Here is a 20,720-nt window from a genome sequence, read left to right as displayed (position 1 = left end):
CGCTCCGGTTTTATCCCGCCTCGACCATTATTCACAGCCGCTCTGTTTTTGTTCCCGCACAGACCGGCGGCTGTTGAAGGTTCTGGCCGGTTTGGGCGATAATTCTGTTGTCAGAGGCGACGCGCGGGCCTTATCCACAATTGTCCCAAGCAATCCCGCCGCTTTGGGACAGGCCGTTTGGTTTTCGACGCGACCGGGCCTCACGTCCTCGCGGGACAGTCCGGATGAGAAATTGGGACGCAATTATTTCCATCTGCATCTGATTTCGGACGCGACCGGGGAGACCCTGATCACGGTCAGCCGCGCTGTCGCCGCGCAATATCAGGGCGTCTCGTCCCTTGAACATGTCTATCCGATGGTGCGTTCGCAGGTTCAGCTTCAAAATGCGATCGCCGAGATCAAGGCGAATCCCGGTCTTGTCCTGTTCACGCTTGTCGAGCAGGATCTGGCGCATAAGCTGGAACAGGCCTGCCGAGAGATCGGGGCGCCGTGCCATTCCGTCCTGCAGCCTGTCATGACAATGTTCCAGTCCTATATCGGGGCGGCGGCCACGCCGCGCGCCGGCGCGCAGCACATGCTGAACGCGGATTATTTCCGGCGGATCGACGCGCTCAATTTCACCATGATGCATGACGACGGGCAGCAATCCGACAATTACGAAGCCGCGGACGTCATTTTACTCGGGGTCAGCCGCACCTCGAAAACGCCGACGAGCATCTATCTCGCCAATCGCGGCATCAAGACCGCCAATCTTCCGCTTGTTCCGGACGCCCCCCTGCCGCGGGCGATCGAGACGCTTCGCAATCCGCTGATCGTCGGGCTGCTCGCCTCTCCCGAATGCATTGTCCAGATCCGGACCAATCGGCTCCGATCCCTGAACGCGAGCGAGAATTCGCCCTATGTCGACAGGTTCCTCGTCGCCAATGAAGTGAACCGGTCGCGCGAGCTCTTCGCGAAGCACGGATGGCCCACCATCGATGTGACGAGGCGCTCGATCGAGGAAACCGCGGCCGCGATCATCGATCTTTATAAAATGCACAAAATGAAATTCATCTCTGCGTCATGAGCAGGCTTTGGCGGCGCGCCGATCCGCTGGTCCTCGCCTCGAAAAGCACCGCGAGGCGTGCCGTTCTTTCGTCGGCGGGCGTTCCCTTCGAGACCTGCGATGTCGCCATCGACGAACGCGCCGTTGAAGCGCCCCTGCGCGCGGCGGGCGCAGGAGCCAATGAGATCGCGCTCTCTCTCGCCCGCGTCAAAGCACTGGCCGGGGCGGCGATGCTGCCGGGACGGCTGGCGCTCGGGGCGGACCAGGTCCTTTGCTTTGAGGGGCGCCTTTTCTCCAAACCCAGCTCCCGGTCCGAAGCCATCGCCCAGATCGAAACCCTGCAGGGCGGCGTCCACGAGCTTCATTCGGCCTTATGCCTCGTCCGCGACGGCGAGGTTCTGTTCGAGGCGGCCCCTGTCGCCAGGATTGGCTTCCGGACGCTTTCACGGGAATTTATCGCGGCCTATGCGGACGCCGCCGGCGAGGCGATTCTTTCGAGCGTCGGCGCCTATCAGATCGAAGGTCTCGGCGTCCATCTGATCGAGCGGACGACGGGAGATCATTCGACGATCCTTGGTCTTCCGCTGGCGCCTTTGCTGACGTTTCTACGCGAGGAAGGAAGTCTCGCCGGATGACCCCAACAAACCTCGCCGCTCCGAAAGCCTGCGTGATCGGCTGGCCGGTGTCGCATTCGAGATCGCCGATGATTCACGGCTTTTGGCTGGACCAATTGAAGATTGCGGGTTCCTACGAACGGGAGGCCGTCGCGCCGCAGGATTTTCCCGAATTCGCGCATTCGCTCGCCGCCCGGGGGTTCGCTGGAGGAAACGTCACCTTGCCGCACAAGGAGGCCGCCTTCGCCCTTTGTTCCAGAACGACGCAGACGGCGCGGATGCTTCAGGCTGTCAATACATTGTGGTTCGAGGATGGACTTCTTTGCGGCGACAACACCGATGCGGAAGGTTTTCTCGGCGCTCTCGACCAGGATGCGCCGGGCTGGGCTGACAGGGCCGAAAACGCCGTCGTCCTTGGGGCCGGCGGCGCGGCGCGGGCGATCCTTTTTGCGCTTCTTCAGCGGGGCGTGAAACAGATTTCCCTCGCCAACCGCACGAAAGCGCGCGCCGACGACCTCGCCCGGCATTTTGGCCCGGCGGTTGAATCCATCGCCTACGACGCGCTGCCGGCGGCTCTGAAGCACGCCGGTCTTCTGGTCAACACCACCTCGCTCGGCATGAAAGGACAGCCGCCGCTTGACGTCGATCTCGCCCCGCTGCCTGCGTTCGCGGTCGTCTGCGACATCGTCTATGTCCCGCTCGAAACGGATCTCCTCGCCGCGGCGCGAAAAAGAGGTTTACGCGCGGTCTCGGGCCTTGGGATGCTGCTGCATCAGGCGGTTCCGGGGTTCGAGCGCTGGTTTGGAACACGGCCCAGCGTCAGCCAGGAATTGCGCGCGCTGGTCGAGGCCGACATTAGAGGCGCAGTCTGATGGGCGCGCCTTGATGGTTGTTTTGGGCCTCACCGGATCTATCGGAATGGGCAAATCGACAACGGCCGCGATGTTTCGCGCCGAGGGCGTCCCCGTGCATGATTCCGACGCAACGGTCCATGAACTCTACAATGGGCCGGCCGCCGCCGCTATCGAAGCGGCTTTCCCCGGCGTTGTCGTGAACGGCGAAGTGGACCGCCGCCGGCTCGGCGCCCTTGTGCTCGAGGACGACGCGGCGCTGCGCCGACTGGAGACGATCGTGCACCCGCTCGTTTTCGCCTCGCGCGACGCCTTCCTCGCAAAGGCGCGGCGGAGCGGCGTGCGGCTCGTCGTTCTCGACGTTCCTTTGCTATTCGAGACCGGCGGCGAAAAAAATGTCGACGCCGTCGTTCTGGTGAGCGCGCCGGAATCTGTGCAAAAGGCCCGCGTCGGCCGGCGGCGGGGCATGACGCCGGAGTGGCTCGCGGTCATACTGGCGAAACAGACGCCGGATGCGGAGAAACGCGCGAGGTCGCATTTCATCATCGACACCGGCCACGGGCTCGAGATCGCGCGACGGCAGGTGCGCGGCGTCTTGCGTGCTCTGGCGGGAGCGAGCGGACATGCGCGGCCTCCTGAAGGCTATCGATTGGATTGATTCAATCCGATCGGAATATGCTCTAAGGAATTTCATGCGCGAAATCATTCTCGACACCGAGACGACGGGATTGGACCCGGCCAGCGGACACCGGATCGTCGAGATCGGCTGTCTTGAGCTTTTGAACGCCATTCCGACAGGGCAAAGTTTTCATGTCTATCTCGACCCTGAACGCGACATGCCCGAAGAGGCGTTCCGGGTGCACGGGCTCTCATCCGAATTCCTCGCCGGCAAGCCGACCTTTATGCAGATCAGCGCGGAGTTCCTCGCCTTCGTGGCGGACGCAAGGATCGTCGCGCACAACGCCGAATTCGATCTTCGCTTTCTGAACGCCGAGCTTGCCCGCCTCAGCGCGCCGCCGATCAGCCTCGAGCGGGTCACCGACACGCTGGCGCTCGCGCGGCGCAAATATCCCGGCGCCTCGAACAGCCTCGACGCGCTTTGCGCGCGCTACGGGATCGACGCCTCCCGCCGGACCAAACATGGCGCGCTGCTCGACGCCGAAATTCTCGCCGAGGTCTATGCCGAGCTGATGGGCGGCCGGCAGGCGACGCTGGGCTTCGCGACGGCCGCCGCCGCGCGCGAGACGGCGACGGGACTCTTGCTCAAAAAGCGGCCGCAACCTTTGGCGACAGCGCTCACGGACGGGGAGCTCCGCGAACACGAATCTTTCATCGAGAGTCTCGGGCCGAAGGCCTTGTGGCGGCAGTATGAGGTTGCTTCACTCGCGCAGGAAGCCGCGGAGAAATAAGCTCAACGTCACGGAAGCTCCGTGGGCTTTGGTCCGCCATAGGCGTAGTCGAGCAACTCGACGGTATGAACCACAGGCAGGTCGAGCCCGCTGGCGATCTGCGTGATGCAGCCGATGTTGCCGGTCGCGACGCAATCCGGGCTGGTCTTCAGGATGTTGACGATCTTGCGCTCGCGCAGCAACAGGGCCAGTTCGGGCTGGAGGATGTTGTAGGTTCCAGCCGACCCGCAACACAGGTGTCCCTCAGGGATCGAACGCACATCGAAGCCGGCCTCCGCCAGAAGCTTTTTCGGTAGCGCGTCGATTTTCTGGCCGTGCTGCATGGAGCAGGCGGAATGGTAGGCGATTGCACGTTTTCCAACATCGCGCGGTGGGGGCGGCGCGAGGCCGCCGAGAAATTCCGTGACGTCCCTGGCGAGCGCCGCGACCCGCGCGGCCTTGTCCGCATAGGCCGGGTCGAGACGCAACAGATAGCCGTAGTCCTTGATCATCGTGCCGCAGCCCGAAGCCGTGATGATGATGGCGTCGAGTCCCTTCGTCTCGATCTCGGCCGTCCAGACATCGACATTGCGGCGGACCTGTTCCAGCGCGGGCGCTTCATCGCCAAGGTGATGCAGCAAAGCGCCGCAACAGGCCTCGCCCTCGACAAGAACAGATTCGACGCCGAGACGGGCGAGCAGGCGTATGGTGGCCGCGTTGGTCTGCGGCCGCAGAACTTTCTGAGCGCAGCCCTGCAAAATGGCGACCCTGGCGACGGCGCCGGCCGAAGGCGCGATCGCGCCGGCGGCGGGAAATTCGAGCGCGGGCGGCGACAGCTGCGTCAAGGTGGGCGCGCGCGCCAGCCGCAGCATCGCGGCGATGCGCCGCCCGGGTTCGCCGCAACGGGCGAACAATTGCGCGAGCGGAGCGGCGAGACCGGCGCCGCGCAGCGCGAAGGCGAAGCGGCGCGGATAGGGCAGCACGAAAGCCAGCATCGCCCGGATCAGCCTGTCGGTCAAAGGCCGCTGGTAGGTGTCCTCGATCCGCGTGCGCGCCTGATCGACGAGGTGCATATAATTGACGCCGGACGGGCAGGTCGTCATGCAGGCGAGACACGAGAGGCAGCGGTCGATATGTTTGACGGTCTCGGCGTCCGCCGGCCGGCCGTGTTCGAGCATCTCCTTGATGAGATAGATGCGCCCGCGCGGGCTGTCGAGTTCGTCGCCGAGCAGCGCGAAGGTCGGACAGGTCGCGGTGCAAAAGCCGCAATGGACGCAGGCGCGCAGGATCTTGTCCGCCTCGGCCGTGGCGGGATCTGCGAGCTGCGCCAATGTAAAATTCGTCTGCATGTCGTCCTGACCTAGAACATATTCCGATTGATCGCATGACTTCATGCGATCGGAAAGCGCTCTAGATCCGCCCCGGCTCCAGAATGCCGAGCGGGTCGAATTGCGCTTTCAGCCGCGCGGCGAGACCCCTAAGCGCATCGGGCTGTGGCTCGAACACGGGAACGATGGCGCGGATTTCGATCGGCGCGCGCATCAAAGTCGCGTGGCCGCCGCCATGCGACGCGACCGCCCGGCGGATTATTCCGGCGCCCGCGTCGGCGCCCGCCGACCCATGGGCCGGATCGAGCGCCAGCCAGACAAGGCCGCCCGACCAGTCGAACATCGCCTCGACCGGAAGCTCATTTCCGATCGCCGCCGCAACCAGAGGGCCGGCCTTCGGCGCGACCGAGATCTTCCAGATCAGCGAATCCAGATGTTCGGCCAGCGGCGCGGCGTCGCGGATCGCGCGCCACAGGATCGTCGACGCCGCCGCATCAAGCCGTTCGGCGCGGCCAAAGGGTCGCAGCGCGGCCTCCAACTGGTCGAGCCGCGCGGCGACAGAGGGCGCGAAACCCTCCAGCCGCAGGAGCGTGGCGGCGCGGGGAAACCCCTGGCGCGCGGCGGCGAAGAGCGGGAGATGCGCGGCCCCGGAAACGTCGACGGGAGCGCCCATCGCCGCGCAGAGAGCCGCCGCGGCCGCCTCGGATTCAAGACCCGGTAGAACCAGGGTCGCGAGCGTTTCGGCGCGCGGCAGCACCTTGAAGGTGATCTCGGTCGCGACGGCGAGGGTTCCGAATGATCCGGCGAGGCCGCGCGAAAGATCGTAGCCGGTCACGTTCTTGACCACCCGCCCGCCCGCCTTGAAGGCCTCGCCGCGCCCGGACACCGCCTTGATCCCGAGCACATGGTCGCGGGCGGCGCCCGCCTTGATCCGGCGCGGGCCGGAGAGGTTGGTCATGAGGCAGCCGCCGATCGTGCCCGAGCCGGTCCCGTAGAGCGCGCCGAAGGACATCGGTTCGAAGGCGAGCTCCTGATGATGCTCGGCGAGCAGCGCCTCGATCGTTGCGACGGGCGTCGCGGCGAGGGCGGACAGCGCCAGTTCCTCGGGTTCGTAGAAGGTGACGCCGGTGAGGGCGCAAAGGTCGAGTCGGATCGCGTTCGTCGGACGTCCGAGCGACGCCTTGGAGGCGAGGCCCGTGATCGCCAGCGGCGTTCTGTTGGCCGCGGCTTCCGCGACGGCCGCCTCGACCTCGGTCGGATCGGCGGGATTCAAGACGAACATGGAAACCCCGCGCGCCGGATATTGCGACGATCGTAGTCCATAATCGGGAACGCCTCAAATGGGAGAGGCGGCGCCGCCAGCTAACGCTCGATGCGGACGCCATGGCCGGCCATGGCCGCCAGGAAGGAGTCGACCCCTGTGAAGGTCACGGTCTTCATACCGAGCGCCGCGGCCGCGGCGGTATTGTCGGCGCGGTCGTCGATGAAGATGCAGTCCTGCGGCGCGCGGCGTTCGAGTTCGAGCACGCGTCGGTAGGAGGCCGGGTCCGGCTTCACGAGGCCGAGTTCGTAGGAAAGATAGGCCGTATGGGCGTGGCCGAAGGCCGGATAGAGGTCGCGGATATGGTCGATATGGGCGGCGTTGGTGTTGGAGAAGATGACGACGCGATAGGGCGCCGCAAGGCTGCGCACGAGCGGCTCCATGCCGGGCTCCGGACTGAAATGGCTGTTCCAGAGCTCGAGAAAACGCGGATAGGCGGCGTTGAATCCATGCTCCGCTGCGAGCCGTTGATGGAGCGCCTCGACGCCGAGCCGCCCGGTCCCGACATCCTCGGCGTGCAGCCAGGCCTCCATATGAGGCCGCGCCGCCTGAGGGTCAGGGCAGCAGGCCGCGAGGCGGTCGAACAAAAGGTCGTTGTCGTGGCGCACGAGAACGCCGCCGAGATCGAAAATGATGGTGGGATCGGTCATCGGTCTCGGCGATCGAAGCTGAAGGGTGGCATTGGCGGGGAGGGGTAGCAGATTCGGGCCGCGTTTGAAACCGCGGGCCGAATTTTGTCCCTTGCTGAAGGCCGTCCCTTGCCGAAGGCGCCTTAAGGATTTCGCGGCTCCTGAAGCATCTTCCGGTTGGATATACTCACGCTTTTGTTTCTGGAGCGATTTCTGATCGATCGCATGACTGCATGCGATCGGAAAGCGCGCTTCTAGAACCCGTCCGACTTTTTCGCCCAGGGGTGCGAGCCCGGCACGAGAGGCGCCTTGATGCCCGCTTTTTCGATATCGGCGAGGCTTTTGTAGAAGGTTCCCTCATGAACAAGGGCGCCGTTTTTCGAAACCACCGCGACATAGCGCGCGGCGGGATCGGTTTCGCAGGCATATCCGCCGCCGGGATCGTCGGTGCTGCGCGCGTTGCCGTCCCAATCGACGAAAAACCCTTCCGTGGCCATGCCTTGAACCTTCTCTGGTGAAATCTTTGCTCTGGTGAAATCTTTGGAATTGAGGCGCGCTCAGCTCTTCTTGGTCGCGATCTCTTTTTTGCTGAAGTTGGAAATGTCGCCGGACCGCGCCGCCGCCGCCCGCCAGGATTTGGCGACGCCCGGATATTTGATCTCGGTGGAGATCCGCGCGATCTGCTGCGTCAGATCCTTGCCGCCGCAGGACGGACAGACAGGGACGTCGGACGAGCGGACCAGAAGTTCGAAATCGGCGTCGCAGCTGTTGCAGGCGTAAGCGTAGAGCGGCATCAAATCCCCGCGTGGCCGAAAACGTCAAGCGCGCGCCTTTGCGGCGCGCCTAACGTTTATGCAACTCCGGCGCCGAGGATCGGACCAGCTTCCGCAAAGGGCAGTTCTGGAAAATTCGACGGGCGAAGCCGCGCCAGTGTCGCGAACACGACAGTCAACGGTAGCGTCGCGACGGCCCTTCTATTTTCGACGCGCGCGGGCGGCTGGCTGAGCGTCGCATTGACCGAGGCGAGCCCGCATCGTCGCTAATCACATGATCTGGCGTTGAGGCCGGCGCGTAAACAGCAAAATCTCTACGGCTGCGAAACGGCGGCCAGATCGCCGAGCCTTTCCACGCCGCCTTCACGCCGCCTTTTGCTTGGGCTGCACTTCGGCGGAATAATCGTCGATGAGCGCGCGGGAGAGCGCGGCGGGCGTGAACCTGTAGGGACCGATCTCAGCGACGGGCGTGACTTCCGCGCCGGTGCCGCAGATGAAACATTCCTCGAAGGCGGTCAGCTCCTCGGGCATGATGCGGCGCTCGGTCACCTCGACGCCGCGGCGCCTGGCGAGATCGATCACCGTGCGCCTCGTGATGCCGTCGAGGAAACAATCCGCGATCGGCGTGTGGATCACGCCGCCGGCGACGAAGAAGATGTTGGCGCCAGTGCATTCGGCGACGCGTCCCTGCCAGTCGAGCATCATCGCGTCGGCGTATCCGCGCCGCTCGGCGCGATGTTTCGAGATGGTGCAGATCATGTAGAGGCCGGCGGCCTTGGCGCGGCACGGCGCGGTCGCGGGATCAGGACGTTTGTAGTCGGCGATGTCGAGTTTGATGCCCTTCATCTTGGTTTCGATGTCGAACATGCTCGGCCAGTCCCACACCGCGACGGCGACATGGATCGTCGAATTCTGCGCCGCGACCGCCATCATCTCGCTGCCGCGCCAGGCGACGGGACGGACGTAGCAATTTTGAAGATGGTTGGCGTCGACGACCTTTTGCTTGATGGCGTCGAGTTCGGCGGCGGAATAGGGGATCTCGAAATCGAGCAGCTGCGCCGAGGTCCTGAACCGCTCGGAATGTTCGGACGACTTGAAGATCTTGCCGCCGTAGGCGCGTTCGCCCTCGAACACGCAGGAGCCATAGTGCAGGCCGTGCGAGAGGACATGGAGTTTGGCGTCGGTCCAGGGAACGAGGGCGCCGTCCATCCAAATGAAACCGTCGCGCTGGTCGAAAGACAAGCCGGACATAGGGTCGCTCCTCCGGGGCAGTTCTGGGTCGCGGCCAGATCGAAGGCCGGCCGGGAATGGACCTTCGAGGCCGGCTAGGATGATGATTTAACAAAGATAAACAGGGCGGGGCCGCAAAACAACCGCAGCGGCGAAACAAGCGTTTCTGCTTGACGCCTAACATTTAACCTGAAATATGTCAATAATACTGACTTATAGGCGTTTGCTTTGGACAAGGCTCTCTTCAAACAGGCGGACCTGAAACAGACGGAGCTGCGCGCGCCGCGCATGGGGACGACATACGCCGGGCCGCCCGCCGGCGGGGCCGAACCCTCGTTCGACCTGATCGAATTGATGTTTTTCGCCTATCGCGATTTTGTCGCCGACGCAGATCATCTTTTGGAAAATTTCGGCCTCGGCCGCGCCCACCACAGAGTTCTGCATTTCGTCAACCGGCGGCCCGGCCTCAGCATCGCCGAATTGCTGGAAATCCTGAAAATTACCAAACAGAGCCTCAACCGCGTTCTCAAGGAATTGCTTGACAAGGATTATGTCGAGGCCCGCCACGGCGCCAGGGACCGCCGTCAGCGGCAGCTTTTTCTCACCGCGCGCGGCCGGGTTCTGGCGCTGGCCGTCGCGAATCTGCAATCGAAGCGATTCGCCGAAGTCTTCGCCGAATTGGGCGACGGCGCTCGGGCGGGCGCGACCGATTTTCTGCTCGCCATGATCAACGCGAACGAGCGCGACAAGGTCGCGGCTCTGATCGGCCCCCGTGCGGTGACCGGATTTCCTCATGTCCTCGACGAGAGAACGCGGCGATGACCGGGGAGGCGGCTTCGGAGGCATGGCGGGCCGCCCCCGCCGACGACGCGGCGCATCTCCTCGTCGTTGATGACGACCGCCGCATCCGCGCGCTCGTTTCACGGTTTTTGACCGAACAGGGTTACCGGGTCACGACGGCGGGCGACGCCGCCGAGGCGATGGCCTGTCTCAGGAGCCTCGCCTTCGATCTGATCGTGCTCGATGTCATGATGCCCGGCATGAACGGGTTTGATTTCGCCGGTTCGCTTCGCTCCGGGGCGTCGGACCTCGCGCGCGTTCCCATCCTGATGCTGACCGCGCGCTCGGACGCCGACGACCGCGTGAAGGGCTTCGAGAGCGGCGTCGACGATTATCTTGGCAAGCCCTATGAGCCGCGCGAATTGTCGCTGCGCATTGCTTCGATCCTGCGGCGGGCGCAGCCGCGCGCGGCGCAAGGGCCGGTGACGCAGGTGAGGTTCAGCGATTTCTGCTTCGATCTGGAACGCGGCGAATTGCGACAGCGTGATGAGATCGTTCGGCTGACCGATCGCGAACGCGACATGCTGCGGCTGCTCGCCGAAAACGCAGGCGAGACGGTGCCGCGCGAGGCGCTCGCCGGTCCTCACGCCGCCGGCAACGAACGTACGGTCGATGTCCAGGTCAACCGGCTGCGGCGCAAGATCGAACGCGATCCCGCCAATCCGCTGCATCTGCAAACGGCGCGCGGAGCCGGCTACCGCTTGCTCGTCGATCGCTGAACCGGAGGGCTCGCGAGCCTCTGGAGCATATTCCGATTGGAGTGAATCGATCCAATCGACAAGACTATGCTCAAGCTTTTGACTCTGGAGCGATTTCTGATCGATCGCATGACTTCATGCGATCGGAAAGCGCTCTAATGCAGAGTCAGCCGGCTTGGCGGAGCGTCTTGCGTCGATGTCGATCGCTCGTCTTCAGGAGCGGCCGCCGGCCCGAACACGAACCCTCTGACTTTGAGGGCGTGCGCGAGCAAGCGGCTCGCCGTCACCAGCAGATGGATCTCATCCATCCCGAGAAGGTCCGTCGCCGCGGATACTTCTTCGTTGAAGTCCCCGGCCTGCGACGACGAAATGAGGCGCAACGCCAGATATTCGTCGCGACAAAGGTAACGGCAGGCGTCAGGGCGCCATTCGATCGGCTTTTGCGCTTGCGTGTTCATCGTGAACGCGAAGAAATGGAATGCGTCATATAGCGTATTGACGCAGCAAGGCGTGACGTAACTTTGCAAGACGACCCGGGCTAGATTCAAGCAGGTTCTGTTGCACAACGAATATCCCGCGGTCCAGCAGCGGTATTGGGTGATGAAAAGCTTTTCGGCGGGCGCGTCGGCGTGAATGGCGACGGGCGGCGTCCGCTGCATTACAGGATTTGCGTGCTGGGCCATGCTGAACTCCTCTGATCGCAACTGCGCCGCGCAGACGCTTCCCTGATGTCAGGGCTGCGGAAAGCTTTGCCGCCGGGGCGACGCTCTTCGCCCCCGGGCCGTGCGGCAAAGCGCTGGTCTGTCTTCGAACAAAAGCATATTGATCAAGATGAATTTGGCAATATAAATGATTTAGACTTATTCTCATTTAAATATAATGAAGCAGACAGGTTTTCTAGATTGGCGCTGACAAATAAACATCGTTTTATTCCGGCCGAAAGCGAAATCGGCCTCCGGCGTTTCCCCGTTCTTCCCGCCGGGCGAACGTGGTATCAGGCGGGCGCGGCGCAGGAGGCCCCATGAGCCTTTCCCTTCAAACTTCGTTCGCGCGCCCACGCGCCTGGTGGCGGGGCTTCTGGCGCAAGGCCGCGGTGGTCGCGCCAAGAGGCCTCTATGCGCGCTCGGCGTTGATCGTCATCGCCCCGATGGTGATTTTGCAGGGCGTGCTCGCCTATGTCTTCATGGAGCGGGACTGGCAGCGCTTCACCACTCGGCTTTCGACCGTTCTCACGCAGGACCTCGCCGCGATCATCGATCTTTACGACAGCAATCCAGAGGAGGCGAACCGCGTCCTGCTGGCGCGGATCGCGCGGGATCGTCTGAAGATCGACATCGAGTTTTTGCCATTGGGTCCGCTTCCGCCCGCGCTGCCGAAGCCGTTTTTCTCGATCGTCGACGCCGCCTTGTCGAATGAGATCAGACGCCAGATTCACAGGCCGTTCTGGCTCGACACAGTCGGCCGCTCCACCTTTATCGAAATTCGCATCCAGCTCGAAGGCGCGATATTGCGGGCCGTCGCCTACCGTAGCGCCGCCTATGCGTCGAACTCCTATATTTTCCTCTTGTGGATGGTCGGCACGTCTTTCGTTCTGATCGTGGTCGCCATCGTGTTTCTGCGCAACCAGATCAAGCCCATTCTTCTCCTCGCCGACGCGGCGGAGGCGTTCGGCAAGGGGCGCGATCCCGATTTCCGGCCGGTTGGCGCTCCCGAGGTTCGGCAAGCCGGCTTCGCCTTCATCGAAATGAAGCGGCGCATCGAGCGCGCCTTCGATCAGCGCACGACCATGCTGAACGGCGTCAGCCACGATCTTCGCACCATCCTGACGCGCTTCAAACTCTCGCTCGCCCTGATGCGCCAGACCGACGAAACCCAGGATCTGCAAAAAGACGTCGACGAAATGCAAAGAATGCTTGAAGCCTATCTCGCCTTCGCGCGCGGCGCGGCGGGGGAGATCGCGGCGCAGATCGACATGCATGATTTCCTCGAGGATCTGCGCCTTGACGCCGAGCGGCACGGCTACGACCTTAAAGTCGAGTATAGCGGCGATCCGATCGTCGCGGTGCGGCCGGACGCTTTCAAACGCTGCCTCGCCAATCTGATCGGCAACGCGCGCAGCCACGCCAAAAAGATCGCGGTCACCGCGACGCGCGATCAGCGCTTTTTGACCCTCCACGTGGATGATGACGGGCCAGGCATACCCGCCGACCGGCGCGAGGACGTGTTCAGGCCTTTCTTCCGGCTAGACGAAGCCCGCAACCAGGACGAAGGCGGAACCGGTCTGGGGCTGGCGATCGCTCTCGACATCGCCCGCTCGCATGGCGGCGACATCAGCCTGACGGACAGTCCCTCCGGCGGATTGCGGGCGACGGTGAGGGTGCCGGTCTGACATCGCGCCGAGCCGGTCCGCCGGAACCGCGGACGGCGCCCGCTTTGCGCGGCGCTTGCAAAGCGCTATGGTGGCGGCGTTTGCAACCGTCGGCGGCCCATCACGAATTGATTGACTAGAGCGCTTTCATGCGATCGATCAGAAATCGCTCCAGAGTGTTGTTCATTGGATTGATTCAATCCGATCGGAATATGCTCTAAAAACCTCGTCAGCAACGATCTCGACAGGAGCGCAATCCGTGACGTCAATCGAGCTTAAACCCGTCGTCGCCCTCGTCGGACGCATCCTGCTGGCGCTGATTTTCGTCCTGAGCGGGGCGAGCAAAATCACCAGCTATGGCGCCACCGCGGGATTCATGGTGGCGTCTGGCGTGCCTGGCGTTCTGCTGCCCCTTGTCATCGCGACGGAACTGCTGGGCGGACTGGCTGTGGCGTTTGGCTGGCGCGCCCGTCTGGCGGCCCTGTTGCTGGCGGGATTCACGCTCGCTGCGGGCGTTGTTTTTCATTCGCATTTTGCCGACCAGCAGCAAATGATCAGTTTCATGAAAAATCTCGCGATCGCGGGCGGGCTCCTCACTCTTGCGGCGCAGGGTCCCGGCGCCTTGTCGCTGGACGCGAGAGCCAAACGCTAGAGCATATTCCGATTGGATTGAATCAATCCAATCGACAAGAATATACTCAAACTTTTGACTCTAGAGCGATTTCTGATCGATCGCATGATTTCATGCGATCGGAAAGCGCTCTAAGCGCTGACCGCCTGACGCGGCGCGGCTTTTCTGGCCAAATCCGATTTCTTCGCGTCCAGGCGGCCAAGCTTCAGGCAAGGCGGGACTGCGATGCTGAAGAAGATCCAGCGCGGTTTCTCGTCAAGATCAGACATTGTGCCGAAATCGCTCGCTGTTCCGGCTTGAGCTACAGGTGCGCTTAAATAAGCGTTCATGAATCCAGAGCAATAAAGCGAAGCATTTCCACATCTGCCTTCGCATTGATGCTCGTGATTTCGGTTTTTAAAAATTTGAATCGGTGAAAGATGAAACGGTTTGCACTCCTTTTGGCGTTGATCCCGTTCCAGGCAAACGCCTACACGATTTTCGAGGGCCCCGACGTGCCCGTGTCGTTGAACGCCGGAGATGATTTTCCCCATTTCGATGTCGATGCGTTGTGCAAGGCGGCGTGGCCTTCGGCTGCTGACGGAGGGGCGGGAATGAGTGTTTGTCAGCAGCACCAAAACCGCCTCGCCGGGCTGATTTCCAACAAATGGACAGCCTTGCAGCCGCCGGCGAAGCGCAATTGCGCGAGGCGCGCGGAAGACGCGCGTTACGCGCGCTATTCGGTCCTCTATGCCTGCGTCAACAAGGAATTGTTCGCGCAGCAAAACCGGCAGAAGGTCGAGCAGATTTCCAACAGGATCAGGACGCAAAACGGGGTCGCCGGCATCGACCGGCAACCGGTCGGAAGCGTGCGCTGAAACGGTCCGGATCATGAGCGGGCGCCAGTCCGATTGAAACTTGAGCGCTTTCCGATCGCATGTTGTCATGTGATCGATGAGAAATCGCTCCAGAGTCATAAGCTTGAGCATAGTCTTGTCGATTGGATTGATTCGATCCGATCGGACTATGCTTGAGCGCTTTCCGATCGCATGAAGTCATGTGGTCGATCAGAAATCGCTCCAGAGTCAAATGCTTGAGCATAGTCTTGTCGATTGAAATGATTCACTCCAATCGGACTATGCTCCAGGCCGTTTTGTTTCACCAAAGAGCGAAGTCGCTTTGATCAGGTCATCGCCGATCAAGGGATTGTTGTCAGGATGGGCTTTCGTCCACCCATTTTTCGAGGGGTTCCTGCGCGAATCGTTCGGCGGCTTCCCTGACTGACCGGCCCAGAAGACGAAGGTCGGGTGCGATCTCGGCCAAAGGTTTCAATACAAAGGCGCGTTCGAACAGCTCCTTGTGCGGCAGCTGAAGGCGGGGATCGTCAAACGGCTTTTCGCCGTAGAAGAGAATATCGATATCGATCAGTCGAGGCCCCCAGCGCACGCTGGCGCTGCGGCCCATATCGCGCTCCACGTCCTTGATCGCAGCGAGGAGGTCGAGCGGATCCAGGCGCGTCTCGCCCAGCGCGCAGGCGTTGGCGAAAAAATCCTGATCCACATAGCCCCAGGGCGCTGTTCGGTAAATCGAGGAGATCGCGCTCACCCGTGCGATCCCGCGGGCTTGAAGCAGGTCCAGCGCAGTCTTGATGTTGCGGGCCTTGTCGCCGATGTTGCTTCCAAGGCCAAGGCCGATGACTGACGGCGGCGCTCCGCCGGAAAGTTCAGGCGCGGTCAATGGAATCGAACACCGCGAAGGCGGCGCGGTGCTCCGCTACATCGTGGACCCTGAAAATCGACGCGCCCTTAGCGGCGGCGGCGAGATTGGCGGCGATGGTGCCGATGAGCCGGCCGTCGAACGCCTCGGACGGCTGCTCGCCGAGAACGGACTTTCGGGAAACGCCCACGAGGACCGGCAGACCGAAATCCGCCAGGGCGGGAAGGTTCGTCAGCGCCTCGATATTCTGGGCTTTCGTCTTGCCGAAACCAATGCCCGGATCGAGAATGATGCGCGCGCGCGGAACGCCCGCTTTCTCGGCGAGGCGCAACGAGGTTTCGAAAAAGCGGCGCATGTCGGCGACGACGTCGAGCCCGGGATCGACCCCGTCGCGATTATGCATCACGACGACAGCCGCGCCGGCGTCGGCGACCGTATCGGCCATGGCCGGGTCGCGCTGGAGGCCCCAGACGTCGTTGACGACGCTGACGCCGAGTTCGATCGCGCGCCGCGCCACCCGCGCCTTGGAGGTGTCGATCGAGAACGGCGCGTCGATCGCGGCGGTCAATTGGCCAAGCAGGGGGTCGAGGCGCGCCAGCTCCTCCTCCTCGCCGACGGGCGTATGCCCCGGGCGGGTCGATTCGGCGCCCACGTCGATAATGTCGGCGCCGTCGCTCGCGAGCTTTCGGCCATGGGCGAGGGCGGCGTCAAGGGTCTGGAATTTTCCGCCGTCCGAAAACGAATCCGGCGTCAAATTCAAGATGCCCATGACGAGAGACCGGGAGCCGAGAAGATTCAGAAACCGGTCGCGGCGTTCAGTCATTTTTTAAGATCCGAAAACGATCGGCCCGATCGCGCGCGCAGCCCGTCAGGCGGGAAAAAAGACTTCGCCCTTGCCAAGCGCGGCGGTGTCTCCGGCGAGGCGCCGAAGCGGCCGCAGGAGAAGTTCCGCGGCGCCGGCACTTTGGGGCTCGAGAAGACGCGCGAAGACTCGGGCGAAGGTCAGTTGGTGAACGCCGCAATCGACGAAGGTCGGCGCGATCGCCGGGGGGCGGGCGAGAACAATCGTGCCCCGGCGCATCAGATAGCCGGGAAGCGCGCCGCTGGAGCCAAGAACGATCAGGGTGCCAGCGATCATGCGGCTGCCGGGATAATCGCCCGCGCCGCCCTCGATGACGATCGTGCCGCGGCGCAGACGGTCGCCCGCCCGCTCCCCCGCCGATCCGCGCACAAAGATGAACCCGCCGCTCATACCTTCCATTTCGCCGTTGATCGGAGCGCCAAGGAAATCTCCCGCGTCGCCCTCGATCTCCAAAATTCCGCCCGAGAGCGCGGAGCCCGCGAAAGGCCCGACCGACCCGGTCACGGTGACCGATCCGCCGCTCATGAAGCGCGCGATCGCTTTGCCTGCGTTTCCATTGACCACAATCGACCCGCTTTTCAGGCCATGGCCGACATTGTCGAAACGCTCGGATCCGCCCTCGAATCGGATGGACTGAGCATCTCCGTGCTCGATCTCGAAAATGTCCCCGGCGGTCAGTTTTTCACGCGTGGTCTGCAGTTGGATCGCGGCGATCTCCGCCGCGGATTTTCCGGCGATGAGATGAGGAACGAGCGGCGCGAGATCGAGCCGTTGATCTGGCTGCCGTTTGAGAGCGAATACAAATGGCTTCACGGCAGCAGATCCTTCAGATGGAAATGGAAGGGGCCGAGCTTGCCGCCGTAATTGCCGGCGCCGATCCGCACCGCGCCGTCCTGCGGCCCGAGCTTCACGATCGCCGCAATTCCGGCCCGCATGGCGTCGGCGACGGCGCGTTCGGTCAAACCGTCGATGACGATTTCCAGGACGCAGCCGATGTCGTCGTCGAGGCTAGTTTTCACCGCGCCGCGCAAGGTCGGGCAATAGGCGTCGTTGGTCGAGGCCATCATGGTTTTGTATTTGGCGCCGACCTTCGATCCGGACCGCACGGCGCCGCCGGGGAACGGCAGCACCGCGCCTTCGACCCCGTTCATCGCCTCGACTGCCGCTTCGGTGGCGCGCATGGTCGAGGCCCAGGTCGCCCCCATGATGAGCAGGTTGCCGCCGCCCACCGCGTCCTTGGTGAGGCCGGTGGTCGCCTCGCAAAGGAATTCGCCGTCCATGACGGGCACGCGCCAGAAATGCCGGTCGCCGAACTTTTTCGAGACCTGCCAGCCATCGCCGAAATAGCGGATGTTGTCGCCGATCTGCAGCCGTTCCTCGCCGGCAAGATCGGCGAAACAGGCCGACCCTGGCGAGGTGAGAACGCATTGACCGACGCGATTGACCAGCTGCGCCTGCAGCGTTTCGCCTGACATCGAGAAGATGAGAACGCGGACGCCCGGCCGCCCGTCGGGGGTTTTTTCGCCCGGCAGTTCGCGATCGATCCCCGCCTCGGCCCCGCAGCCGATGACGGAGGTGGCGAATCCGGTCATCGTGACCGCCGCCTGCAGCGCCCATTTTGCATTGGGCGCCGTGATGATGATCGCGGTGCCCTGCATCGGAAAGGCTTCCGCGAAGGAATCGTCGATGCGGACGCCGTTGCAGATCATTGGCATGCGACCTCCTGGAACGGCTCGTCGTGCGGAAGCAGATGGCTGGGGACGGCGAAAAGATTGTCCGTGACGCCAAAGTGATGGTCGAAATAGCGGGCGAGGCGCTGCTCGATGGCCTTGTCGAAACCGGGCCGGACGGTCAACGCCTTGCCGAAGCGGTAATGGGTGACCCGGCCGTCGCGCACGACGAGGTCGCCGTCCTTGAACACGAGATGCGCGAAGCGGAACATCTTCGATATGTCCTTGTCCGGCGAATAGACCGCGACGTCGGCGACCGCGCCGACGCCAAGGTGTCCGCGATCCTTCAGGTTGAGGAGTCTCGCCGGAGCCGCGCGTGTCATGATGGCGATCTCGTTCAGATCATATTCGCGGGTGATCGAATTGAGCGTCGTCATGGCGACGGCGTCTTCGGGCAGGCGCGACATCGCCTGCGCCCGCGCGTCGCGGCTCATCAGCAGCGCGAAAATGTCCGGATAGGTGGTGAAGGGCGCGCCGTTCGGGTGATCGGTGGTGAAGAACAGCCGCCACGGGTCCTCGATCAGCATGAACAATTCGAGTCCGCAGGCCCATTGCACCGCGTTGATGAAACTGTTCTCCTGATAGAGGTATGGGACGATGCCGCCGCCGTTTGCGTCGCCGTCGAAGATGACCGATTTGCGCGGCTTCGCCGACGAGGCGCCGTTGAACTGCCGCAGCACGTCGGACGAGATCGTCACGGTCTGTTTGAACATGACCTGGCCGACGTCGACCGTCACATTCGGCGCCTTGTTGACGGCTTCGGCGAGGGCGGCGGCCGCCGAGGACATGCCGTGGTCGCCTTCGTCGCCATAGGAATAGAATTGCAGATGCGCGAGGTGCAGGGGCTTGCCGCGCGCCGCCTCGATCGTCGCCAGCGCCGTCGTGACGTTGCCCGGAATGCCGAGATTGTTGGTGTGCAGGCACAGCGGATGCGGAATCTTGAGGTCTTCCACAGCCTGCTGCAAGGCCTGGACGATCTGGCGGGAGGACACGCCGTAATGCGGCACCACGTCGTCGAGTTCAAAGGTGCGCGCGTTATATTTGAACGCCGCCGCGCCGCCCGCGTTGATGCATTTGACGCCGAGGCCGTTGGCGGTGGTGAGGGTCGCGGCGACATAATCGGCGACCGCCGACCGGCTCTCGCCGTCGCGCAGCAGCGACAGCAGAAAATCGTCGTTGCCGAGAACGATCAGCGCCGCCTTGTCGATGATCGGAATGTCGGCGAGTTCGAGATGCGCCTGGAGCGCATGATCGGGCGCGACCGCCGGCTCGATCACGGTCGTAAAGCCCATCTGCGCGTAGATGTTGCCGGTCTCGAAGGTGGACCATTTGGCGGTCGAGAACGGCAGCTCGGCCTCGCGCATGGCGCGGTGCATTTCCGGCAGAAGCAGCCGCGCGGTGTTCACATTGCCGCCGGCGATATGCGAATGGATGTCGATGGCGCCGGCCATGACGATCTTGCCGGCGAGGTCATGCGCCTGATCTGGAATGCGGCCGGGCGGCGGCGAAATGATGCGCCCGTTTTCGATCCAGAGGTCCGCGATTTCGTCGCGCTGGTTGACGGGATCTATCAGGCGTCCGCCCTTGAGAAGAATCAGCATTTAGACGGCTCCGTCGATCTGCTCGGCAATGCGGGCGATAATGGCTGAGGCCAGAGGCGCGCCGCTGGAATTCGACGCCGCGCGGGCGATGATCGACCCGGTGTCGCGCGCGAACTCCGCGCCGTCGTGATCGACGCCCGGACAGCCGACCTCGATGACGACCTGCGGCTCGCGGCCGAATTTCGTTTTTGGCGCGACCAGCGCGACCAGCGGGATGTCTTTTTCCCATTGCGGCGTGGATTGACTGTAGGAGGACACCCAGAGCGCGGCGTCCGTCTCGCCGCTTTCGATCAGGCGGATGGCGTCGAACCGCCAGGGGTCATGTTCGGGATAGCCCCGGCCGAATCCGGTCCGGATCGGGAAGCCGGTCATCCAGCCCGACGTCAGGACGACGCCCGCGCTATTGTCGCCCGCGCCGACGGGGAAGCCTGAAAACCTCGTCGTCTTGTTGAGATCGGCAAGGAGGCCGTAAAGCATTTCGATCGCGAGCTGGTCGATGGTCTCGCCGCCCCAGATCGCGGCGCCGAATTTCGCCTCGTTGAGGATCTTGGCGATCTCGTCGAACTTTTTCGTTTCCTCGCCGGAGGCGGCGACGGGCTTTCCCGCGACCCTCGCCCGCACGAGCGCCAGCGCGGAGCGCAGGTCCGGCGCGTCGAGCGTTACGAGAGGCAGTCCGTTCAGTTCGGCTGGGACGGCTCCGGCGTCGATCCAGATGATCTTCCGCGCGGTCGGCTCGAGGGCGAGTTCGGGTTTTTCGGCCGGCGCGAGGCGCTCCAGCAATTTGGGCCAGACCCGCGTCAGGTCCCTGCCCACGAAAAGAAGAACGTCTGCATGAAGGCGCGCCTCGTTCGGCGTCGTCAGGAACTGTCCCGCCTGGCGCAGAACATCGAGGTCGGCGAAAATCCGTTTGGAGCCGAGATGGTCGTAAGCGCCGCGCAGCCGTTCAGCGAGCGCTATCGAGGCGCGGGCGCCGGCGACGTCGGTGCCAAGCCCGGCGATGACGGGGAACCGCGCCGCGCCCAAAATCTCGGCCGCGCGCTTGACCGCCGCGTCAATTCCCGCGGGCTTTCCATCAATCCGGGCCTCGACCATAAATCCTCCTCAAGGGACGCGCCT

The 20,720-nt window shown here is 63.2% G+C and carries 23 protein-coding genes; 9 read left to right on the top strand and 14 right to left on the bottom strand.

Translation table 11 applies throughout. The annotated features are described in order from the left end of the window. The first annotated feature begins 232 nt into the window (after positions 1-232). From BM177_RS00635 to dnaQ, 5 genes are read left to right on the top strand one after another with little or no spacing between them, the layout of a single operon-like run. Positions 233-1,066 carry a pyruvate, water dikinase regulatory protein gene (locus BM177_RS00635; RefSeq protein ID WP_091677301.1) on the top strand — a complete coding sequence of 278 codons (834 nt, stop codon included), beginning with the start codon at positions 233-235 and terminating at the stop codon, positions 1,064-1,066. Beyond that, positions 1,063-1,680, top strand: coding sequence for a Maf family protein (locus tag BM177_RS00630; RefSeq protein WP_091675918.1), 618 nt, complete (start codon positions 1,063-1,065; stop codon positions 1,678-1,680). Before BM177_RS00635 ends, BM177_RS00630 begins: the two co-directional genes overlap by 4 nt. Further along, entirely contained in the window at positions 1,677-2,531 is an 855-nt protein-coding gene (locus BM177_RS00625) for a shikimate dehydrogenase (protein ID WP_091675914.1), read from the top strand. The genes BM177_RS00630 and BM177_RS00625 overlap by 4 nt, the downstream gene beginning before the upstream one ends. Positions 2,532-2,544: 13 nt before the next feature. Continuing rightward, complete coding sequence (gene coaE, locus BM177_RS00620) at positions 2,545-3,168, top strand: dephospho-CoA kinase (RefSeq protein ID WP_091675910.1); 624 nt, start codon at positions 2,545-2,547, stop codon at positions 3,166-3,168. A gap of 34 nt (positions 3,169-3,202) precedes the next feature. Next, positions 3,203-3,919: a DNA polymerase III subunit epsilon gene (dnaQ, locus tag BM177_RS00615; RefSeq protein ID WP_091675905.1), complete on the top strand. Its 717-nt coding sequence runs from the start codon at positions 3,203-3,205 to the stop codon at positions 3,917-3,919. A gap of 8 nt (positions 3,920-3,927) precedes the next feature. Here dnaQ and BM177_RS00610 read toward each other — a convergent pair whose 3' ends face one another. The 6 genes from BM177_RS00610 to BM177_RS00585 all read right to left on the bottom strand — a co-directional run bounded on the left by BM177_RS00610 (position 3,928) and on the right by BM177_RS00585 (position 9,200). Then, complete coding sequence (locus BM177_RS00610; protein ID WP_091677297.1) at positions 3,928-5,247, bottom strand: heterodisulfide reductase-related iron-sulfur binding cluster; 1,320 nt, start codon at positions 5,245-5,247, stop codon at positions 3,928-3,930. Positions 5,248-5,308: 61 nt separating this feature from the next. Continuing rightward, positions 5,309-6,508: an FAD-binding protein gene (locus BM177_RS00605; protein WP_091675902.1), complete on the bottom strand. Its 1,200-nt coding sequence runs from the start codon at positions 6,506-6,508 to the stop codon at positions 5,309-5,311. Positions 6,509-6,588: 80 nt separating this feature from the next. Further along, entirely contained in the window at positions 6,589-7,197 is a 609-nt protein-coding gene (locus tag BM177_RS00600) for an HAD family hydrolase (protein WP_091675898.1), read from the bottom strand. A gap of 233 nt (positions 7,198-7,430) precedes the next feature. Then, positions 7,431-7,673: a hypothetical protein gene (locus tag BM177_RS00595; protein WP_091675890.1), complete on the bottom strand. Its 243-nt coding sequence runs from the start codon at positions 7,671-7,673 to the stop codon at positions 7,431-7,433. 60 nt (positions 7,674-7,733) lie between these two features. Next, positions 7,734-7,970: an FmdB family zinc ribbon protein gene (locus BM177_RS00590; RefSeq protein WP_091675885.1), complete on the bottom strand. Its 237-nt coding sequence runs from the start codon at positions 7,968-7,970 to the stop codon at positions 7,734-7,736. A gap of 342 nt (positions 7,971-8,312) precedes the next feature. Further along, the gene (locus BM177_RS00585) at positions 8,313-9,200 is read right to left on the bottom strand and encodes a branched-chain amino acid aminotransferase (protein ID WP_091675879.1); all 888 of its coding nucleotides are present in this window, start codon (positions 9,198-9,200) and stop codon (positions 8,313-8,315) included. A gap of 267 nt (positions 9,201-9,467) precedes the next feature. Here BM177_RS00585 and BM177_RS00580 point away from each other — a divergent pair, with 267 nt between their 5' ends. Together BM177_RS00580 and BM177_RS00575 are read left to right on the top strand one after the other, a co-directional pair. Continuing rightward, positions 9,468-10,001, top strand: coding sequence for a MarR family winged helix-turn-helix transcriptional regulator (locus tag BM177_RS00580; protein ID WP_091677293.1), 534 nt, complete (start codon positions 9,468-9,470; stop codon positions 9,999-10,001). Next, positions 9,998-10,738 carry a response regulator transcription factor gene (locus BM177_RS00575; protein WP_091675876.1) on the top strand — a complete coding sequence of 247 codons (741 nt, stop codon included), beginning with the start codon at positions 9,998-10,000 and terminating at the stop codon, positions 10,736-10,738. The genes BM177_RS00580 and BM177_RS00575 overlap by 4 nt, the downstream gene beginning before the upstream one ends. Positions 10,739-10,872: 134 nt before the next feature. Here BM177_RS00575 and BM177_RS00570 read toward each other — a convergent pair whose 3' ends face one another. After that, on the bottom strand, positions 10,873-11,400 hold the full coding sequence (locus BM177_RS00570) for a hypothetical protein (RefSeq protein ID WP_139223461.1): 528 nt from the start codon (positions 11,398-11,400) through the stop codon (positions 10,873-10,875). A 338-nt stretch (positions 11,401-11,738) separates the two neighbouring features. Here BM177_RS00570 and BM177_RS00565 point away from each other — a divergent pair, with 338 nt between their 5' ends. Continuing rightward, positions 11,739-13,106, top strand: a complete 1,368-nt coding sequence (locus BM177_RS00565) for a sensor histidine kinase (protein WP_091675868.1) — start codon at positions 11,739-11,741, stop codon at positions 13,104-13,106. Positions 13,107-13,344: 238 nt separating this feature from the next. Then, complete coding sequence (locus tag BM177_RS00560) at positions 13,345-13,737, top strand: DoxX family protein (protein WP_244532012.1); 393 nt, start codon at positions 13,345-13,347, stop codon at positions 13,735-13,737. Positions 13,738-13,847: 110 nt separating this feature from the next. On the opposite strand, the gene BM177_RS19385 is transcribed toward BM177_RS00560, so the two are convergent. The 7 genes from BM177_RS19385 to BM177_RS00525 all read right to left on the bottom strand — a co-directional run bounded on the left by BM177_RS19385 (position 13,848) and on the right by BM177_RS00525 (position 20,696). Further along, positions 13,848-14,684, bottom strand: coding sequence for a hypothetical protein (locus BM177_RS19385; protein WP_139223460.1), 837 nt, complete (start codon positions 14,682-14,684; stop codon positions 13,848-13,850). 223 nt (positions 14,685-14,907) lie between these two features. Beyond that, entirely contained in the window at positions 14,908-15,438 is a 531-nt protein-coding gene (folK, locus tag BM177_RS00550) for a 2-amino-4-hydroxy-6-hydroxymethyldihydropteridine diphosphokinase (RefSeq protein WP_091675859.1), read from the bottom strand. Beyond that, complete coding sequence (folP, locus tag BM177_RS00545; protein WP_210185871.1) at positions 15,419-16,234, bottom strand: dihydropteroate synthase; 816 nt, start codon at positions 16,232-16,234, stop codon at positions 15,419-15,421. The genes folK and folP overlap by 20 nt, the downstream gene beginning before the upstream one ends. Before the next feature lie 45 nt (positions 16,235-16,279). Further along, entirely contained in the window at positions 16,280-17,086 is an 807-nt protein-coding gene (locus tag BM177_RS00540) for a formylmethanofuran dehydrogenase subunit C (RefSeq protein WP_091675854.1), read from the bottom strand. Then, positions 17,083-17,988, bottom strand: coding sequence for a formylmethanofuran--tetrahydromethanopterin N-formyltransferase (gene fhcD / locus BM177_RS00535; RefSeq protein WP_091675851.1), 906 nt, complete (start codon positions 17,986-17,988; stop codon positions 17,083-17,085). The genes BM177_RS00540 and fhcD overlap by 4 nt, the downstream gene beginning before the upstream one ends. Then, positions 17,979-19,604: a formylmethanofuran dehydrogenase subunit A gene (locus tag BM177_RS00530; protein ID WP_091675848.1), complete on the bottom strand. Its 1,626-nt coding sequence runs from the start codon at positions 19,602-19,604 to the stop codon at positions 17,979-17,981. The genes fhcD and BM177_RS00530 overlap by 10 nt, the downstream gene beginning before the upstream one ends. Then, positions 19,605-20,696 carry a molybdopterin-binding domain-containing protein gene (locus tag BM177_RS00525; protein ID WP_091675845.1) on the bottom strand — a complete coding sequence of 364 codons (1,092 nt, stop codon included), beginning with the start codon at positions 20,694-20,696 and terminating at the stop codon, positions 19,605-19,607. Between the last annotated feature and the right edge of the window lie 24 nt (positions 20,697-20,720).

Source organism: Methylocapsa palsarum (assembly GCF_900114285.1).
Lineage (GTDB): Bacteria > Pseudomonadota > Alphaproteobacteria > Rhizobiales > Beijerinckiaceae > Methylocapsa > Methylocapsa palsarum.
The sequence above is the reverse complement of the archived record's forward strand: the minus strand, read 5'-3'. Positions and strand labels throughout refer to the sequence as shown.

Coding starts and splice junctions, on each gene's coding strand:
- BM177_RS00630 (WP_091675918.1), top strand. CDS start 1,063: ATGAGCAGGCTTTGGCGGCGCGCCGATCCGCTGGTCCTCGCCTCGAAA.
- BM177_RS00625 (WP_091675914.1), top strand. CDS start 1,677: ATGACCCCAACAAACCTCGCCGCTCCGAAAGCCTGCGTGATCGGCTGG.
- coaE (WP_091675910.1), top strand. CDS start 2,545: ATGGTTGTTTTGGGCCTCACCGGATCTATCGGAATGGGCAAATCGACA.
- dnaQ (WP_091675905.1), top strand. CDS start 3,203: ATGCGCGAAATCATTCTCGACACCGAGACGACGGGATTGGACCCGGCC.
- BM177_RS00610 (WP_091677297.1), bottom strand. CDS start 5,247: ATGCAGACGAATTTTACATTGGCGCAGCTCGCAGATCCCGCCACGGCC.
- BM177_RS00605 (WP_091675902.1), bottom strand. CDS start 6,508: ATGTTCGTCTTGAATCCCGCCGATCCGACCGAGGTCGAGGCGGCCGTC.
- BM177_RS00600 (WP_091675898.1), bottom strand. CDS start 7,197: ATGACCGATCCCACCATCATTTTCGATCTCGGCGGCGTTCTCGTGCGC.
- BM177_RS00595 (WP_091675890.1), bottom strand. CDS start 7,673: ATGGCCACGGAAGGGTTTTTCGTCGATTGGGACGGCAACGCGCGCAGC.
- BM177_RS00590 (WP_091675885.1), bottom strand. CDS start 7,970: ATGCCGCTCTACGCTTACGCCTGCAACAGCTGCGACGCCGATTTCGAA.
- BM177_RS00585 (WP_091675879.1), bottom strand. CDS start 9,200: ATGTCCGGCTTGTCTTTCGACCAGCGCGACGGTTTCATTTGGATGGAC.
- BM177_RS00580 (WP_091677293.1), top strand. CDS start 9,468: ATGGGGACGACATACGCCGGGCCGCCCGCCGGCGGGGCCGAACCCTCG.
- BM177_RS00575 (WP_091675876.1), top strand. CDS start 9,998: ATGACCGGGGAGGCGGCTTCGGAGGCATGGCGGGCCGCCCCCGCCGAC.
- BM177_RS00570 (WP_139223461.1), bottom strand. CDS start 11,400: ATGGCCCAGCACGCAAATCCTGTAATGCAGCGGACGCCGCCCGTCGCC.
- BM177_RS00565 (WP_091675868.1), top strand. CDS start 11,739: ATGAGCCTTTCCCTTCAAACTTCGTTCGCGCGCCCACGCGCCTGGTGG.
- BM177_RS19385 (WP_139223460.1), bottom strand. CDS start 14,684: ATGCTCAAGCTTATGACTCTGGAGCGATTTCTCATCGATCACATGACA.
- folP (WP_210185871.1), bottom strand. CDS start 16,234: ATGACTGAACGCCGCGACCGGTTTCTGAATCTTCTCGGCTCCCGGTCT.
- fhcD (WP_091675851.1), bottom strand. CDS start 17,988: ATGCCAATGATCTGCAACGGCGTCCGCATCGACGATTCCTTCGCGGAA.
- BM177_RS00530 (WP_091675848.1), bottom strand. CDS start 19,604: ATGCTGATTCTTCTCAAGGGCGGACGCCTGATAGATCCCGTCAACCAG.
- BM177_RS00525 (WP_091675845.1), bottom strand. CDS start 20,696: ATGGTCGAGGCCCGGATTGATGGAAAGCCCGCGGGAATTGACGCGGCG.